Here is a 16,657-nt window from a genome sequence, read left to right as displayed (position 1 = left end):
CGCCGTATCAGCATCGATCAGCGCACCCCCGACGGCTTCGGCGGGGTTCTCGTCACGCCCCATCAGCGTCTCTGCGGTGACGGCGACTTGCACGCGTGCCCGGATGGCGCCGAGCCCACCGGCCCGGTCGGTCCCATAAGTGGGGTCGACGACGGGTGCTCCGCCGAGGACGAGGTCTCCGAGGATGTCGGCCCGCAGCTGATCCATCGTCCGCGTGTCGGGGTCCGCGGCCAAGCCGGCGGCATCCGCCCCACCAGCATCCGCCGGGTCACCGGCACCGGTACCAGCACCATCCGACCCGCCCTCCGGACCAGTCGTGACCCGGGCATCCTTCACCGACTGCCCCATCTGCGTGAGCCGGTCGAGCATCCCTGTGGCGATCACCGTCGGGAGGTTCGCGACGAGGTTCGACATCCCGTCCGTCCCGTGGAACACCCGCACGCACCGTTCGGCGGCGGCAGCCTTGTGTCGCTCGGTAAACGTCTGCGGGTGCAGCCGGGCCGCCAGAGCTTCCAGCGTCCCGCGCACCCGGGAAGGCACATCCCGCTCGCACACCCCGATCGCGGCCTCCGCGAACGACTCCCGCACCTCATCCGGCACCCCCGCGCCGACCCGCACGACCACATCGACGTGGCCGCGTTCGATCCGCCGCTGCACCCACGCATCGAACACCGCGGGATAGTCGTCGATGACCGTCATCGCGTGGTCGATTTCACCCTGCAGGCGACGATCCGTCAGCCGCGCCATCCCCGCTGCCTCGGCCGCGACCGACCGCAGCTCCATGTCCGACGCCATCCCCTGCACGCCGTCACGCCGCGCCTCACGCAACGCCGACCGGCCCAGCTCCGCCAACGCCCGAACCCGCGCGACATCCCCGGCGTGGACCAGGTCGAGCGCCTCAGCGAACCCCGCGAAAGCCGCGGCGTGCGACGACCCACCCGAGGCGCCGTCACCCCCGAGCCCGCTACCGCTGTTCGATGTCATGTTCCCATGATGTCAGCACCCTCCGACATTCATGGCAAACATATGTTCGATGGTGGATAAGGCGCTGAGGACGCGAATTGTGCAGGAAACTCCTGACCCGCCGACGGCGGAAACCACGAAAAGGCGGCACGCCGCGCTGACCCATCGCGCTGTCAAGAGGATGCGGCCGGGGCGCCGCCGCGGGCACCATCGCACCATGAGCGACGACGACGACCAGACGCGGCACGACTTCCGCGACGCTGTGAACATGAGCCCCGCCGAGCTCGAGAAATGGCTCGAGACCGACGAGTCGAAGGAGGTCGGTCAGAAGGACGGCGGCGGTGAATCGACGGGCCACCAGTCGGGCCGGCGCATCGTCGACCTCCTGCGCACCAAAAAGGACGACCTCACCGAATCGGACCTGAAGCACATGCGCAAGGTCGTCGGCTACGTCAACCGGCACCTCGCACAGCGCCCCTCGGGCGACATCACCGAGACCGCCTGGCGCTACTCACTCATGAACTGGGGCCACGACCCCGCGAAGAAGTGACCGCCTCCGCCGAGCAGGCCTCCGCTGAGCGGGAGAATGGAACCGTGAGCATCCCCGCGTCCTCCGGTCTGACCGAGCTGCCCGAACCGCGATTCGTCCTCGTGGGCGAGGACGGCCACCGCATCGCCACCTACTCGTGGGGAGAGGACGACCTTCCGACGGTGGTCGTCGTGCACGGCTTCGCGTCGAACACGAAGGACAACTGGGTCTCGACCGGTTGGGTGCGCGACCTGCAGCGCGCCGGCTTCCGCGTCCTCGGCCTCGATCAGCGAGGACACGGTGCGAGCGACAAGCCGCATCGTGCCGCCGACTACGACCTGCACCAGCTCGCCTCCGACGTCGAAGCGGTGCTCGACACCTACCTCGTCGACACGGCGATGTACGTCGGATACTCCCTGGGAGCACGCGTGGGCTGGGAGGTGCTGCAGGACTTCTCCGCGCGCATCACGCGCGGCGTGCTGGGCGGCGTGCCCGACGGCATCCCGCTCGCGCGCCTCGACATCGATCAGGTGCGCGCGCTCGTCGAGAACGGCACCGAAGTGACCGACCCGGTCACGCAGAACTACGTGCGGCTCACCGAGCGCGTCCCCGGCAACGACCTGCGCGCGCTGCTCGCGATCGCCGGCGGCATGCGCGCCTCGGGCACGGTGGACCCCGACCCCGCCAACGCGCCGGAGCAGCCCGTGCTGTTCGCCACGGGTTCTCGCGACGCGATCATCGAGGGATCGAAGGCCCTCGCCGAGGCGACCCCGCAGGGACGCTTCGTCGAGATCCCCGATCGGCATCACTTCAATGCGCCCGGGTCGCGGGTGTTCCGTCAGACCGCGATCGAGTTCCTCACCGAGGGATGACGCGGCGTCACGACGACGCCCGGCGGTAGGCGTCGCCGAGCCAGCGGTCGTAGGCCAGCCACGGGTCGGATGCCGCTGCCCGCAGCGTTTCGACGTGCTCGGTCAGCGGGCTCACGAGGGTGAACCACTCGCCGCCCTCGCGCAGTGTGGCGAACTCGCGGTGCCGCTGCTGCTCGAGCGACCGCCCTCCGCGCTCGAATGCGAGGAGCTCGTCATGCCGGATGGCGGCGAGCCGCTGCCGTGGCCGCTCGCTCGTACCGATCTTCACGCGGGCGCCGAATCGCAGGTAGTAGACGACGCCGACGACGGGGCGCGGGAGGTCGGCGTCGACAGCGTCGCCGAGTCGCCACCCGCAGCGCCCGCAGATCCAGTGCTCCGTCGCGGTGCTGACCTCGCCCACGCGCCCGCCGCAGACGCGGCACGGGAACGGCATCTCGGATATCGAGGAGGCGGGCACGTCTTCAGGATCGCGCCCGCCTCCGACATCCACGCCCGTCAGACCGTGACGACGATCTTGCCGCGGGTATGCCCCTCTTCCAGACGGGCATAGGCCGCAGCGGCGTCGTCGAGCGGGAAGGTCTCGGCGACCTCGACCCGCAGCGAGCCGTCGGCCGCAAGACGCGCGAGCTCGGCGAGCTGGGAGGCATCCGGGCGCACCCAGATGTAGTTGCCGCCGAACTCGGATGCCGCGCGCGGGTCGGCGATCGAGGTGACGACGCCGCCCTCGCGCAGCAGGTCGTTCGTGGAGTCGAGCGAGCTTCCGCCGGCGAAATCGAGCACGACGTCGACGCCCTCGGGAGCGATCTCGCGCACCCGGTCGGCGAGGCCGTCGCCGTAGACCACGGGCTCGGCGCCGAGCTCGCGGAGGTAGTCGTGGTTGCGCTCCGACGCGGTGCCGATCACGCGCGCGCCGCGCAGGCGCGCGAGCTGCACGCCGAACGAGCCCACGCCGCCGGCCGCGCCGTGGATGAGCACGGTCGACCCCTCGCCGACGGCCGACCGCTCGATCGCCTGCAGCGCGGTCAGGCCGGTGAGGGGGATCGCGGCGGCCGCGGTGAACTCGAGACCCTCCGGCTTGCGCGTGGCGGTGCGCACGGGAACAGCCATGTATTCGGCGACCGATCCGCCGCTCACGACATCGGCGCGCGCGTAGGCCAGCACCGGGTCGCCGACCTGGAACTCGGGAGTGTCCAGTCCCACCTTCTCCACGACGCCCGCGACATCCCAGCCCGGCACCGCCGGCAGCTGAACGTCGAGCAGGCCCTGGAGGTAACCCTCACGCACCTTGTAGTCGACGGGGTTCAGGCCCGCGGCCACCACGCGCACCACGAGGGTGTCGGGTCCGATGTGGGGCATCTCCCGCTCGGTGATCTCGAAGCGGTCGTTGCCGCCGAACTCGTTGTACGTCAGTGCCTTCATGCGCAGGACAAACGCCGGGGCGGCCGGCAGGATTCCCGACGGGATGCCGCTGACGGGCGCTCTCTCGGGGCGGACGCGTAGAATCGGGGGCATCCCGTTCTGAAACGCGAGAGTCCGCCGTGTCTGCAGCATCCGCCGCCCGCACCTTCGAGGTGCGGCATGTCCAGCTCGCGCGCGCCCTTTTCGCGGCCGTCGCCGCCGTCATGATCACGTTCTCGCCCGATCACTCCGCCGCCGTGGGCATGTCGGTGTTCGGCGGGTTCGCCACCGCGACGGCGATCGTCTTCTTCGTCGGAGCGTGGCTGACGCGCCACGCGGGCCGCCGTGCGCTGCCGATCGCCCTCGGGGCGGTCACCCTCGTCGCCGCGATCCTCGCCGGCATCCCGCCGTTGCGGACGACGACCGGCTTCTTCGTCATCGTCATCTCGTGGGCCGCGATCACGGGGGCCATAGAGCTGATCGGCGGCATCCGCGGTCGCCGCTCAGGAGCTCCGGCCGCGCGCGACGAGGTGCTCATCGGTGCGATCACCCTCCTGCTGGTGGTCGGCCTGCTGCTGGTCAACCCGGCCTACCGCCTCGATTACGTCATCGAGGAGGCCGGCGCCTTCACGCTCACCGGCATCACCATCGGCGTCGGGCTGTTCGGCGGCTACGCCGCGGTCGTGGCGGTCTTCCTCGGAATCGCCGGCTTCTCGCCGCGGCGCGAGGAGCTCGCGCCCGCGGCATCCGTCCCGTCATCCCCCTCGTCCGATCCGGAGGTCGCATCGTGAGCGGCGAACACCCCACCCGCCGCGAGATCATGCGTCCGGTCCAGCTGCTGGGCCTCGCGTTCGTCGCGGCGATCTTCTCGGGTGTCATCACCCTCGTGTCGATGGGCGCGTTCCAGGCGCTCCCGCGCGAGTCGGTCGAGCGTGCCGTGGTCGTCGCCCTGATCGTGGCGGGGATCGCCTTCATCGCAACGCTCGTGATCATCGCGCTGCTGATGCTCGCCGTCGATCCTGCTCAGGTGAGCAAGCGCGTCGACCGCCCCGTGCTGTACCCCGACGAGTCGGAGACCCCCGACGACTCGGCGTCCGGCTCGTCGCCCCGGCGCTGATTCAGCCGCCGAGCGCGTACCGTTCACACGAAAACGCACCGCCCCCCGAGCGTTCTCGGCGGGGCGGTGCGTTTTCGGCGTCAACCGAGGCGTGAGACCAGGTCGTCGGCGAGGCCGGCGTAGCCGGCGGGGGTCAGGGCGAGCAGGCGCTCCTTGGCGGCATCGCCGATGTCGAGGCCGCGCACGAACTCGGCGAGCTCCGGTCCGCCGACGCGGCGACCGCGGGTCAGGTCCTTGAGGAGCGCGTACGGGTCGGTGATCCGCGAACGACCGGCGGCGATCTCGGCGCGGACGACGGTCTGGATCGCCTCGGCCAGCACCTCCCAGTTGGCGTCGAGATCGGCGAGCAGCACGTCGCGCGACAGCGAGATCTCGGTGAGCCCGCGCTGCAGGTTGTCGAGGGCGAGCAGCGAGTGGCCGAAGGCGACGCCGATGTTGCGCTGCGTCGTCGAGTCGGTCAGGTCGCGCTGCATCCGGCTCGTGACGAGCGTCTGCGCGAGCGTCGAGAACAGACCGCCGGAGATCTCGAGGTTCGCCTCGGCGTTCTCGAACCGGATGGGGTTGATCTTGTGCGGCATCGTCGACGATCCGGTCGCGCCGGCGACGGGGATCTGCGCGAAGAAGCCGAGCGAGATGTAGGTCCAGACGTCCGTGGCGAGGTTGTGCAAGATGCCGCCGGCGTGCCGCACCCGGTCGTAGAGCTCGACCTGCCAGTCGTGCGACTCGATCTGGGTGGTCAGGACGTTGAAGTCGATGCCCAGGCCCTCGATGAACGAGCGCGAGAGCTCGGGCCAGTCGACGTCGGGCTCGGCCGCGAGGTGCGCGGACCAGGTGCCGGTCGCGCCCGAGAACTTCGCGAGGTACTCGCCGCCCTCGATCTGCTTCGCGACGCGGGCGAGGCGCCACGCGAACACGGCGATCTCCTTGCCCATCGTCGAGGGCGTCGCGGGCTGGCCGTGCGTACGCGAGAGCATCGGGGCGTCGCGGTGCTCGCGGGCGAGGTCGCCCAGTGCGTCGATGACGGCATGCAGCTTCGGCAGCCAGACGTTCTCGACGGCGCGCTTGACGGTGAGGGCGTAGGAGGCCGAGTTGATGTCCTCGCTCGTGCACGCGAAGTGCGTCAGCTCGGCGATCGCGTCGAGGCCGAGGGCCGACAGCCGGTCGCGGACGAGGTACTCGACGGCCTTCACGTCATGGCGAGTGACGGCTTCCTTCGCGGCGAGCCAGTCGATCTCGGCCTGACCGAAGTCGCGGTAGAGCCCACGGAGCTGGGTTTTCTGCTCATCAGAGAGCGGTGAGCTGCCGAACAGGCTCCGGTCGGTGAGGGCGATGATCCACTCGACCTCCACCTCGACGCGGGCGCGGTTGAGACCGGCTTCCGAGAGGTAGTCGGCGAGGGATCCGACGGCGGCGGCATACCGGCCGTCGAGCGGGCTCAGGGGCTGCGGGGGCAGAGAGGTCACGAGGCTCCATTCAGTGTGAACGGGCGCTCAGGACGTGGTGCGGATCGCGGGTTCGAGCTGCCGGAAGAGCGCCCGGCTCGCGCTCTCGATCATAGCGAGCACCTCGTCGAACATTCCGGCGTCGCCGTAGTAGGGGTCGGGGACGTCCAGATCGCCTCCCGCTTGCGCGTCGAACGACATCAGCAACCCGAGCTTGTCGGTGTCGGCCGTCGTGCGCGCCCAGTTCGACAGCACGCGCTCGTGCGACCGGTCGAGCGCGACGATCAGGTCGGAGCGATCGAAATCCGTCAGCGTGAAGCGACGGGCCCGGTGCCCCCGGCCGTCGTAGCCGCGGCGTTCGAGCGCCTCGAGCGTGCGTCCGTCGGCGGGCTCGCCGACGTGCCAGTCGCCCGTTCCCGAGCTCGCCGACACGACGCGGTCGCCGAGCCCGGACTGGTCGATGAACCAGCGGAAGACCACGTCGGCCATGGGGGAGCGGCAGATGTTCCCCGTGCAGACGAACATGACGCGGAAGGGCTCGGCGCGTCGGGTCACCGTCCCATTCTGGAGGATGGAGCCTTTCCTGCACAGACGTATCGGCGCACGCGCTCGTCCCCGGTGGCGTCGAATGAGGATGCCGCGTCCGCGCGGGCGGGCATCGTGGCGGGATGACCTCGCCTCTCGTCTTCTCCTCCGGTCCCCTCTTCTCCGGTCTCGGACGCGAGTCCGCCGCAGCGCGGACCCTCGAGATGATCGCGTCGTTGCGGGCACGGCTTCCCGCTCTGCGCGACGAGCTCGACGTGATCCGTCGCGGCGCGGCGGATCTCGACCACGACACCGCCTGGCGCGCCCGCGCGGCCCGCGGCTACCGTGACCGCCTCGCCGACTGGCGCGCGCGAACGGATGACGCCTCCGCTCGAATCGAACGCCTCGACGACGAACTGCGCCACGTGCAGGCTCGCCTCGTGATGGGTGGCCCGTGAGCGATGACTCCCTCGACATCCGCGATGGCGGGGTCATCGCGGTCGACACGGAGCGGCTCCGGATGGCGGCCGCCGTGCTCGTGAGCCTGTCGACGGGCTGCGGTGGACTGGGCCGCGCCTTCGGGACCACGACGCGCGAGCTCGCCGCGCACGAGGCGACCGCGTGGCCGGCGGCGGCGCTCGGCGCCGACCTCGCACGACTCCTCGACGAGCTCTCGGCCGAGGCATCCGCCCTCGCCGGAAAACTGCGGGATGCCGCAGACGTCTACGACATCGTCGAGCTCGAGGCGGCGCGTCGGGCCGCTGCCGGCGGTGACCGCCGCGTGACGGATTCGCTCGACCGGCGCATCGACGAGGCGCGCGAGCGTTCGTCCGAGGCGGCCGCACGCGCCGACCTGCTGCTGACGACGTGGCCGCTGCTGCGGCACGGTGAGCTCCAGCGTCAGATCGGCGGCGCTGTCGTGCCGCTCGGGCTGCTGGGCGGGGCCGCCGTCGCGGGCAGCGGCCTCGCGTTGACGGCGCTCGGCGCCCTGGGCCTGGGGCGTGCGACGCCCGACCGGGGCGGGAACGCGTCGCCGCCGGCCGTCGAGGTGCCGCGATCAGCGGCGCCCGTGGCGGAGGCGGCTCCGACCACGCTCGCTGCTCTCGCTGCTCGCATCCCCCGAGAAGGCGACCAGATCCGTGTCGAGCGCTACGGAGGTGACGGAAGTGAGCGCCGCTTCGCCGTCTACGTCGCGGGGACCCGATCGCCGCTCGGGTTCGGCGGCCGCGAGCCCTTCGACATGTCATCGAACGTGCAGCTCTACGCGGGCCGCAGCTCGGCGTCGTATGAATCGGTGGTCAGCGCCCTCCGCGCAGCCGGCGCACGGCCGGGAGACGCCGTGCTCGCCGTCGGGTACTCGCAGGGCGGCGCGATCACGTCACGGCTCACCGTCGACGGGCCTTTCCGCGTCGTCGGCAACGTGACCTTCGGCTCTCCCGTGCAGGCGGATCCCGGCGACGCCACGCTCCAGGTCACGGTGCAGCACACCGACGATCTCGTCCCGGCCCTGCAGTCGGGCGGCCACCCCGATCGCGCCGGCGCGGCGGGCAGCATCGTCGTCGAACGGGTCGCCGATCCGCCGCCCGGCATGGCGGACGTCGCGCTCGGCGCTCACTCGATCGACGCCTACGGCGACACCGCCGCCCTCGCCGACGCCTCGGGCGATCCCCGCGTCGATGACGTCCAGGAGCGCATCGCGGCCTTCGGGGGCGACGAGCCCGGCGAGGTCACGACCTACCGCGTGCGGAGGCCCGACTGATGGTGCGTGCGTGTGCTCGTGCGGGCGTCAGCGGCGGTCGCGGTCGCGACGAGGACGGAACAGGATGCCGGCGACCCAGTTGATCAGCGCGATGACGATGGCCGCGAGCACCGCGAGCCAGAAGCCGCCGATGCGCAGGCCCCAGTCCCAGCCCGAGGTGACCCAGCCGGTGAGCCACAGCAGGAAGCCGTTGATGACGAACGAGATCAACCCGAGGGTGAGGATGTACAGCGGGAACGCCAGCACCTTCAACACGGTGCCGACGATCGCGTTGACGAGTCCGAAGATGAGCGCGATCAGCAGCAGCGTGAGGACGAGCTGCAGGTCGCCGCCCGGCGGGAACGCCACGACCGACACCTCCAGCGCCGGGATCAGCGTCACGATCCAGACCGCGAAGGCGTTGACGATCAGTCGGATGATGAGGCTCATAGTGCCGACAGTCTCCCACGGGGCCTCCGATCCGTCATCCGGCGGAGGTGGCGGCATCCGTAGACTCGCATCGTGACCGACCTGCCCGTGCGCATCCGACCCGAGATCGCGGCGCTGCCCGCATACCGCCAGGGCCGTCAGGCCTCCGCCGACGCCTTCAAGCTGTCGAGCAACGAGAACCCGTTCGACCCGCTGCCCGGCGTCGTCGAGGCCGTGCGCGCGGCGACGACCTTCAACCGCTACCCCGACGCCTCGGCGGGCCGGTTGCGCGCGCGGCTCGCGGATCGCTACGCGGTCGCGCCCGACGGCGTGCACGTCGCCGCCGGTTCGGTGTCGATCCTCTACCAGCTCGCTTCGGCGACGAGCGGCCCGGGCGACGAGATCATGTTCGCCTGGCGATCGTTCGAGGCCTATCCCGGGCTCGCCGCCGTCGCCGGGGCGACCGCCGTCGCGGTGCCGCTGACCGCCGACGCCGGGCACGATCTCGACGCGATGGCGGATGCCGTCACCGACCGCACGCGGATGATCATCGTCTGCAGCCCCAACAACCCCACCGGTCCCGTCGTGAGCCAGGCGGCGTTCGATGCGTTCGTGGCGCGCGTCCGCTCCGACGTCCTCATCGTCCTCGACGAGGCCTACGCCGAGTTCGTGACCGATCCGGATGCCGTGACCGGCGCTGCCGTGCTCGCCGCGGGCCACGCCAACGTGGTGGTCCTGCGCACGTTCTCGAAGGCATACGGTCTTGCCGGACTGCGCGTCGGGTACGCCATCGGCGACCACCGCATCCTCGATGCGGCGCGCAGCACCGGCATCCCGCTCTCGGTCACGGCCCAGGCTGAGGAAGCCGCGCTCGCGAGCCTCGACGCCGAGGACGAGCTGCTCGAGCGGGTGCGCCACATCGCCGTGCGACGCGATGCGCTCGCCGACCGGTTGCGCGAGGCGGGGTGGGACATCCCGGTCGCGCAGGGCAACTTCGTGTGGCTGCCCGCGGGCGAGCGAGCCCTCGAGATCGCCGAGGCTTTCGATGCGGCCGGACTGATCGTGCGAGCGTTCGCCGGCGACGGAGTGCGCATCTCGATCGGCGAGGAGGAGTCGATCGAGCGGATCGTCGCGGCCGCGGCATCCGTCGTCGGCTGAACGGCGCGGCGCGGCCGCGGCTCGCTAACGCCCGGTGCGGCCGCCTCGGCTCAAGGCGCTGAGGTAGCGCGTTCGCACAATCACCTGCACGACGCGGACCGCCGGATAAGCGAGCCGCCAGAACCAGGTCGGCGCCGGCCGCGAGAGTGATCGCAGCGTGAAGAGCACCTCGTCGCCGCGCCGGGTGATGAGGAACGTCTCCTCGCCTTCGAGCGGGTGGCCGGGCAGCGCGAGGTAGACGTACCCGACTCGATCCGGCTCGTCGACGAATGCGACGACCTCGACCGGCTCGCGGAGTGTGAGAGGCCCGTATCCGACCTCGAGCCAGTGCCGCCCGCCGACCACGGCAGGAACGTCGGGCACCACCCGGAATCCGCTGCGGGTCTTGACGCGCCAAGCCAGGAGGTCGGCCCGGGCCTGCCGCCACGCGGCATCCCCCGATCCCACGCGCACGGTTCTCTCGAATCGACGGAAGCCTCGCGGGCCGGCGTTCCACTCATCGCGGTGCGACAGGCTCATGCGACCAGCATCCCACCCCGCGCCCCCGGCGCCGGTGCGCGGATGCAAGACCCCGCCGGCGACACCCGGATCCGGATGCCGTGGCGGCGGGGTGTCGGTCAGGATCCCTTGCAACGGGGCACGCGCGCGACGCGGGTGCGCAGAGCCCCGGGTCAGCCGGACAGCGTCGTCGCGAGATGCTCGGCCCGCCGGGTGAGGAGCCGGCGCAGATAGGGCACCAGCACGAGGCGTTCGGCGAGTCGGCCGAGGACGGGCGACGCGAGGGTGACCCGGTCGGTCATGACCGTCATCCCGTCGCGCTCGACGTAGAGGTGCTCGTGCCGGAAGAGGCGGAACGGCCCGGTGGTCTGCTCGTCGACGAAGCGGTGGGGGCGTTCGAGCTCGGTGACCCGCGACGTCATCCGGAACGGGATGCCGAAGTGCCACGCCCGCCACGTCACCGTCTCGCCCAGGCCGATCAGGCCGCTCGTCACCCCATCGACCGCGCGCTCGCCGGTGCCGCGCATCGAGGCGACGTGGGCCCCGATGTCACGCGATGCGTCGAACAGCGCCTCCGCGGGCACCGCGGCGCGCGTCACGATCTCGAACGACGACGTCATCCGCCGATCCTCCCACCCGTGCCCGGATGCTCTGAATCTGGCGCGACACCCCGGTGCGGATGCCGCCGCCTCGGGGTGTCGTTCACGATCCCTTGCATCCCGGCACGGCAGTCGGACCGAGCGGAGAGGGCGTCCGGGTCAGTCGTCGAGCTCGGTGCGGAGGACCGAGCCGTCGGTGCCGACGGTGACGTCGACGACGCCGCGGTCGGCGGTGAGCACCGAGACGTCGAAGGGTGAGCGGGGGTCGTCGTCCGCGTCGACGTCGATGATGCGGCCGTCGGCCTCGCTCAGTGCCGCTTCGATCACGGTGCGCAGCGTCGCGACGTCGAGGACGTTCTCCGCCGCGGTGTCATCGGCCTCGGCTGCCTCGGTCGCTGTGACCGTCACGGTGCCGTCGACGTCCACGCGGACGTCCGTTTCGGAGCCGTCTGCTGCGACGAGCTGCACGTCCCACGTGCCGTCGCGGTCCGCATCGAGTGACACGACGTCGCCGTCGGCGGCCGCGCGCGCCGCGTCGGCGATGGCGGTGAGCTCGTCCGCGGATGCCGCACCGTAGGCCTCGGTCGAGATGGACCCGGCCTCGCCGCCGGTCGGCGCGTCGTCGCGGCCATCGTCTGCGCGAGCGCCGGCGAGGCCGTCCGACGATGACAGGCTGGCCGCTCGGTCCTCGTCGTCATCGTCGTCGGCGAGCGCCGCACCCACGGCCGCACCGCCTCCGACGAGCAGCGCTGCCGCGACGACGGCTCCGCCGGCGAGCAGCGCTGTGCGGCGACCGCGCCGACGCGGTTCGGCAGGCACAGCGGCAGGCACAGCGGCAGGCACAGCGACAGGCGCAGCGGAGGGCGCGTCAGCCGGCGCGTCAGCGGGCGCGGCGTCGGACGGCGAGAGGGGAAGGGTCGGTGCGTCGGCGGGGATCGGCTGGTCCTGGGGGGTGCGCTCGTTGTCGTTCATGCCACGATGGTGTCGACCGACCGCTGAAGCACGGCTGAAGCGACCTGAAGCCGCGTTCAGGGAACCTCGCGCTCCGCGCTCCTCGCTCAGTCGCCCGCGCGCAGGATCACAGTGAACCGCGCGCCTCCGAGCGGTGATGCGGAGACCGATACGGAACCGCTCGAGGCGTCCGCGATGCCGCGGACGATCGCGAGCCCGAGGCCGCTGCCGCCGGCATCCCGCGCGCGGGCCTCGTCCAGACGGACGAAGCGTTCGAACACCCGCTCGCGCTCCTCCGGCGCGATACCGGCGCCGTCGTCGTCGACGTGCAGCACGGCGTGACCGGCGTCGACATCGACGACCGTGGTCAGCGCGATCCGCGAGCGTGCGTGTCGCACGGCGTTGTCGGCGAGATTGCGCACCAGGCGCGCCAGCAGGCGGGGGTCGCCCATCGCGCGCGCTGCGCCGATCCCCGACGTGTCGACCGAGATCGCGTCCGCCCGGTCCCTCGCGGATGCCGCGCGGAGGCGCGCAGCCTCCGACAGGGCGAGGTCGTCGAGGTCGATGCCCTCGCGACGGGTCGGTGCGTGCTCGTCCAACCTCGCGAGCAGCAGCAGGCCGTCGACGAGATCCTGCATGCGGAGGCCTTCGGCCGAGACGACTTCCGCGAGATCGTCGAGTGACGTGGCCCCGGGGTGCGCTCGCGCGAGTTCGGCATGCTGGCGCATCGTCGCGAGTGGTGATCGGAGCTCGTGCGAGGCGTCGGAGACGAAGCGACGCTGTGCGGCAGCCGCGTCGTCGAGGCGCGCCAGCATCCGGTTCATCGTGCCCGCCAGGGCCGCGATCTCGTCGCCCGATGCCGGCTCGGCGATGCGCCGGTCGAGCCGGTCGGCGGTGATCTCGTCGACCTCGGCGCGGATGCGCGCGACGGGGCGGAGCGCCCGACCGACGACCCACCACGTGACGCCGGCGACCAGGGCGGTGACGAGGACGGTCGATGCCGCCAGCAGCGCGGCGACTGTCGCGAGGGTCTCGGCCGCGTCATCCGCGGGAACCGCCAACACGAGCCGGCGTCCGTCGTCGAGCTCCTCGGTCGCGATCAGCACCCGGTCGCCGTCGTACCTCGCTTCCTCCCCGTCGCGGTCTGCGGCGGGGAGCGGCCCGTCGTCGGCGTCGCTCGAGGCCACGACGACGACGCCCTCGGCATCCTGCAGCTGCACGATCTCGTCGTCGAGGGAGCGGACGGCTGCGGGTCCCTCGGCCTCGACACGTGCGGCAATCTCCTCGACGCGCACCTCCGCCGCACGATCCGCGGCGGCGTGGATGCTGGCGTTCAGCACGGCGTGGAAGGCGATCGAGCCGAGCACCATCACGAGCGCGACGGTCGCCGTCGCGAGCAGTGTGATGCGTCCCCGCAGTCCACGAGGCCGGCGCCGCCCTGCGTCGGACACCGTCAGCCCCCGTCCGCCGCGAGTCGGTAGCCGGCGCCGCGGATGGTCTCGATCGCCTCGCGCCCGAACGGTTGGTCGAGTTTGCGCCGCAGGTGTGCGACGTAGACCTCGACGATGTTGGGGTCGCCCGCGAAGTCGTCATCCCACACCCCCGCGATCAGGTCGCGCTTGGAGATCACCTGGCCGCGGTGCCGGATGAGGTGATGCAGCACGGCGAACTCGCGAGAAGTCAACTCGACCTCCGTCTCTCCCCTCCAGACGCGACGCGACGCGGGGTCGAGGCGCAGGTCGCCCGCCTCGAGTGCCACAGGCCGCGCTACCCCGCCCCGACGGATGAGGGCACGCAGCCGGGCGACCAGCACGGGATACGAGAACGGCTTCGTGACGTAGTCGTCGGCGCCGGCCTCGAGCGCCTCGACCTGGTCCCACTCGCCGTCCTTCGCGGTGAGCATGAGCACGGGCGTCCAGTTCTCCTCGGCCCGCAGCGTCTCGCACACCTTCCAACCGCTCATCCCCGGCATCATCAGGTCGAGGACGATCGCGTCGTACCGCGTCTCTCGCGCGCGCCAGAGTCCATCGACCCCGTTATGGGCGACGTCGACGGCGAAGCCCTCGGCCTCGAGACCCCGACGGATCCCGTCGGCGAGGCGGACTTCGTCATCGACCACCAGCACGCGCATCGCTCCCAGTGTGACGCGTCTCTGCTGAAGCGGGCCTGAAGCCGACCGGAAGCGCCGCGACGTCCCTGATGGGCCGCCCGGCTTGTGCCGCGCCCACCGCGAATCTCGACATCCGTTGTCGACCGCATGCAGATGGGGCCATACCGGGGGCGTTAGCGTGGGAGGGTGACCGACGCAGAACTCGATCCCGCTCTCGTCCGCGTCCTCGCGGCCGACGGCTCACTCGACCCGTCGCCCGAAGCCGAACGCTACCTGCCGGTGATCGAGGCGCTCTCCGAGGTCGAGCTCGAGACGTTCTACCGCGACATGGTGACGGTGCGGGCCTTCGACCGCCAGGCGACGAACCTGCAGCGCCAGGGGCAGCTCGCCCTCTGGCCGCCGTCCTTCGGGCAGGAGGCCGCTCAGGTCGGCTCCGCGCGTGCGGCCCGACCCCAGGACCACCTCTTCCCGTCGTACCGCGAGCACGTCGTGTGCACGATCCGCGGCGTCGATCCGATCGACATCATCCGGCTCATGCGCGGCCTCACGCACGGCGGGTGGGACCCGACAGACCCCAAGAACGGCAACACCCACATCTACACGCTGGTGCTCGGCTCGCAGACGCTGCACGCCTCCGGCTACGGCATGGGCATGGTCTTCGACGGACGCACCGGCACGGGCGACCCCGAGCGCGACGAAGCGGTCATCGTCTACTACGGCGACGGCGCGTCGAGCCAGGGCGACGTGCACGAGGCGATGGTCTTCGCCACGAGCTACAACACCCCGCAGGTCTTCTTCCTGCAGAACAATCACTGGGCGATCTCGGTGCCCGTCTCGACGCAGTCCAAGGTCCCGCTCGTGCGGCGCGGCGCCGGATACGGGATGCCGTCGATCCGCGTCGACGGCAACGACGTGCTCGCCAGCTACGCCGTCACCAAGCTCGCCCTCGACGAGGCCCGCTCCGGCGAGGGGCCGCGCGCGATCGAAGCGCTGACCTACCGCATGGGCGCGCACACGACGAGCGACGACCCGACGAAGTACCGCACGAGCGACGAAGAGGCCTTCTGGGCGCAGCGCGACCCGATCGCCCGCATGCGCGTCTATCTCGAGGGCCGCGGCGCGTCGGCATCCTTCTTCGACGACGTGGATGCCGCGGCCGCGGCCTACGCCGACGACGTCCGGGTCCGCACGAACCAGCTCACCGCTCCCGAGGCCGACAGCATGTTCGCGCACGTCTACAGCGAGCAGCATCCGCTCATCGACCGGCAGCGGAAGTGGCTCGCCGACTACGAGGCATCCTTCGAGGAGGGACGCGCATGAGCGTCGAGACGCTGCCGTTCAGCAAGGCGCTCAACGCGGGCATGCGCGCCGCGATGCAGCAGGACGACCACGTCCTCATGATGGGCGAGGACATCGGCCGCCTCGGCGGCGTGTTCCGCGTCACGGAGGGGCTGCAGGCCGAGTTCGGCGACCGCCGCGTGCTCGACACGCCCCTCGCCGAGTCGGGCATCGTCGGCACCGCGATCGGCCTCGCGATGGCCGGCTTCCGCCCGGTGTGCGAGATCCAGTTCGACGGGTTCGTCTTCCCCGCCTTCGACCAGATCACGACGCAGCTCGCGAAGCTCACCAACCGGCACGACGGGCGGATGTCGTTCCCCGTCGTCATCCGCATTCCCTACGGCGGTCACATCGGCGCCGTCGAGCACCATCAGGAGAGCCCGGAGGCGTACTTCACGCACACCGCGGGCCTGCGGGTCGTGTCGCCGTCGACGCCGAACGATGCCTACTGGATGATCCAGGACGCCATCGCCTCGAACGACCCGATCGTGTTCCTCGAGCCCAAGTCGCGCTACTGGTCCAAGGGCGAGGTCGACCTCACCGCACGCGCACTGCCGCTGCACGCCTCGCGCGTGGTCCGGCGGGGCACCGACGTCACGCTCGTCGGGCACGGCGCGATGGTGAACGTGCTGCTGCAGGCCGCCGCGCTCGCCGAGAGCGAAGGCGTGTCGTGCGAGGTCGTCGACCTGCGGTCGCTGTCGCCGGTCGACTACGGCCCGATCGTCGAGTCGGTGCGCCGCACGGGGCGGATGGTCTACGGGCAGGAGGCCCCCGGCTTCACCTCGCTGGGGTCCGAGATCGCCGCGACCGTCACGGAGCAGGCGTTCTTCTCGCTCGAGGCTCCCGTGCTGCGGGTGTCGGGCTTCGACGTCCCGTTCCCGGCGGCGAAGCTCGAGGGCGCCTACCTGCCCGACGCCGACCGCATCCTCGAGGCCGTCGACCGCGCCCTCGCCTACTGACCATCCGACGCGCCTGCGAGAGGATTCCCTC

At 71.3% G+C, this 16,657-nt stretch carries 20 protein-coding genes; 9 read left to right on the top strand and 11 right to left on the bottom strand.

Going from position 1 to position 16,657, the window contains the following annotated elements:
* The coding region (locus DO944_RS04925) for a 13E12 repeat family protein (RefSeq protein WP_258524574.1) at positions 1 to 984 on the bottom strand (984 nt) is incomplete at its 3' end.
* A gap of 196 nt (positions 985 to 1,180) precedes the next feature.
* On the opposite strand from DO944_RS04925, the gene DO944_RS04920 reads away from it, so the two are divergent.
* A complete protein-coding gene (locus DO944_RS04920) occupies positions 1,181 to 1,513 on the top strand; it encodes a DUF3140 domain-containing protein (RefSeq protein WP_112615287.1) in 333 nt (110 codons plus the stop codon).
* Positions 1,514 to 1,557: 44 nt separating this feature from the next.
* The gene (locus tag DO944_RS04915; RefSeq protein WP_112616903.1) at positions 1,558 to 2,364 is read left to right on the top strand and encodes an alpha/beta fold hydrolase; all 807 of its coding nucleotides are present in this window, start codon (positions 1,558 to 1,560) and stop codon (positions 2,362 to 2,364) included.
* A gap of 7 nt (positions 2,365 to 2,371) precedes the next feature.
* On the opposite strand, the gene DO944_RS04910 is transcribed toward DO944_RS04915, so the two are convergent.
* Entirely contained in the window at positions 2,372 to 2,821 is a 450-nt protein-coding gene (locus DO944_RS04910) for a GIY-YIG nuclease family protein (RefSeq protein WP_112615285.1), read from the bottom strand.
* Positions 2,822 to 2,859: 38 nt separating this feature from the next.
* Positions 2,860 to 3,783, bottom strand: a complete 924-nt coding sequence (locus tag DO944_RS04905; RefSeq protein WP_112615283.1) for an NADP-dependent oxidoreductase — start codon at positions 3,781 to 3,783, stop codon at positions 2,860 to 2,862.
* A gap of 119 nt (positions 3,784 to 3,902) precedes the next feature.
* On the opposite strand from DO944_RS04905, the gene DO944_RS04900 reads away from it, so the two are divergent.
* Together DO944_RS04900 and DO944_RS04895 are read left to right on the top strand one after the other, a co-directional pair.
* Positions 3,903 to 4,553, top strand: a complete 651-nt coding sequence (locus tag DO944_RS04900; protein ID WP_112615281.1) for an acyl-CoA synthetase — start codon at positions 3,903 to 3,905, stop codon at positions 4,551 to 4,553.
* Positions 4,550 to 4,879: an amino acid transporter gene (locus DO944_RS04895; protein ID WP_112615279.1), complete on the top strand. Its 330-nt coding sequence runs from the start codon at positions 4,550 to 4,552 to the stop codon at positions 4,877 to 4,879. The genes DO944_RS04900 and DO944_RS04895 overlap by 4 nt, the downstream gene beginning before the upstream one ends.
* Positions 4,880 to 4,959: 80 nt before the next feature.
* On the opposite strand, the gene purB is transcribed toward DO944_RS04895, so the two are convergent.
* Both purB and DO944_RS04885 read right to left on the bottom strand, forming a co-directional pair.
* Positions 4,960 to 6,342 (bottom strand): adenylosuccinate lyase, encoded by a 1,383-nt coding sequence (gene purB / locus DO944_RS04890; protein WP_112615277.1) that lies wholly within the window; start codon positions 6,340 to 6,342, stop codon positions 4,960 to 4,962.
* Between the two features lie 27 nt (positions 6,343 to 6,369).
* Positions 6,370 to 6,846 (bottom strand): low molecular weight protein-tyrosine-phosphatase, encoded by a 477-nt coding sequence (locus DO944_RS04885; protein ID WP_112616901.1) that lies wholly within the window; start codon positions 6,844 to 6,846, stop codon positions 6,370 to 6,372.
* Between the two features lie 143 nt (positions 6,847 to 6,989).
* On the opposite strand from DO944_RS04885, the gene DO944_RS04880 reads away from it, so the two are divergent.
* Positions 6,990 to 7,304, top strand: a complete 315-nt coding sequence (locus tag DO944_RS04880; protein ID WP_112615275.1) for a hypothetical protein — start codon at positions 6,990 to 6,992, stop codon at positions 7,302 to 7,304.
* A complete protein-coding gene (locus tag DO944_RS04875) occupies positions 7,301 to 8,605 on the top strand; it encodes a hypothetical protein (protein WP_112615273.1) in 1,305 nt (434 codons plus the stop codon). The genes DO944_RS04880 and DO944_RS04875 overlap by 4 nt, the downstream gene beginning before the upstream one ends.
* A 27-nt stretch (positions 8,606 to 8,632) precedes the next feature.
* Here DO944_RS04875 and DO944_RS04870 read toward each other — a convergent pair whose 3' ends face one another.
* Positions 8,633 to 9,034 carry a phage holin family protein gene (locus DO944_RS04870; RefSeq protein ID WP_112615271.1) on the bottom strand — a complete coding sequence of 134 codons (402 nt, stop codon included), beginning with the start codon at positions 9,032 to 9,034 and terminating at the stop codon, positions 8,633 to 8,635.
* Between the two features lie 72 nt (positions 9,035 to 9,106).
* Here DO944_RS04870 and DO944_RS04865 point away from each other — a divergent pair, with 72 nt between their 5' ends.
* The gene (locus DO944_RS04865) at positions 9,107 to 10,171 is read left to right on the top strand and encodes a histidinol-phosphate transaminase (RefSeq protein ID WP_112615269.1); all 1,065 of its coding nucleotides are present in this window, start codon (positions 9,107 to 9,109) and stop codon (positions 10,169 to 10,171) included.
* 24 nt (positions 10,172 to 10,195) lie between these two features.
* Here DO944_RS04865 and DO944_RS04860 read toward each other — a convergent pair whose 3' ends face one another.
* The 5 genes from DO944_RS04860 to DO944_RS04840 form a co-directional block, all read right to left on the bottom strand.
* On the bottom strand, positions 10,196 to 10,690 hold the full coding sequence (locus DO944_RS04860; protein ID WP_112615267.1) for a DUF1990 family protein: 495 nt from the start codon (positions 10,688 to 10,690) through the stop codon (positions 10,196 to 10,198).
* Positions 10,691 to 10,842: 152 nt separating this feature from the next.
* Complete coding sequence (locus DO944_RS04855) at positions 10,843 to 11,289, bottom strand: SRPBCC family protein (RefSeq protein WP_112615265.1); 447 nt, start codon at positions 11,287 to 11,289, stop codon at positions 10,843 to 10,845.
* 138 nt (positions 11,290 to 11,427) lie between these two features.
* Entirely contained in the window at positions 11,428 to 12,240 is an 813-nt protein-coding gene (locus DO944_RS04850; protein WP_112615263.1) for a hypothetical protein, read from the bottom strand.
* A gap of 86 nt (positions 12,241 to 12,326) precedes the next feature.
* Positions 12,327 to 13,670: a cell wall metabolism sensor histidine kinase WalK gene (locus tag DO944_RS04845; protein ID WP_240309751.1), complete on the bottom strand. Its 1,344-nt coding sequence runs from the start codon at positions 13,668 to 13,670 to the stop codon at positions 12,327 to 12,329.
* 2 nt (positions 13,671 to 13,672) lie between these two features.
* Positions 13,673 to 14,350, bottom strand: a complete 678-nt coding sequence (locus tag DO944_RS04840) for a response regulator transcription factor (protein WP_112615261.1) — start codon at positions 14,348 to 14,350, stop codon at positions 13,673 to 13,675.
* A gap of 165 nt (positions 14,351 to 14,515) precedes the next feature.
* Between DO944_RS04840 and DO944_RS04835 the strand changes: the two genes are divergently transcribed.
* Positions 14,516 to 15,649 carry a thiamine pyrophosphate-dependent dehydrogenase E1 component subunit alpha gene (locus tag DO944_RS04835; protein ID WP_112615259.1) on the top strand — a complete coding sequence of 378 codons (1,134 nt, stop codon included), beginning with the start codon at positions 14,516 to 14,518 and terminating at the stop codon, positions 15,647 to 15,649.
* Positions 15,646 to 16,626, top strand: coding sequence for an alpha-ketoacid dehydrogenase subunit beta (locus DO944_RS04830; RefSeq protein WP_112615257.1), 981 nt, complete (start codon positions 15,646 to 15,648; stop codon positions 16,624 to 16,626). Before DO944_RS04835 ends, DO944_RS04830 begins: the two co-directional genes overlap by 4 nt.
* Positions 16,627 to 16,657 lie beyond the last annotated feature (31 nt).

Origin of the sequence: Microbacterium sp. SMR1, from assembly GCF_003289625.1 — a bacterium.
In the GTDB taxonomy this organism is placed as follows: Bacteria; Actinomycetota; Actinomycetes; order Actinomycetales; family Microbacteriaceae; genus Microbacterium; species Microbacterium plantarum.
This window is presented reverse-complemented; position numbering and strand designations above follow the sequence as displayed.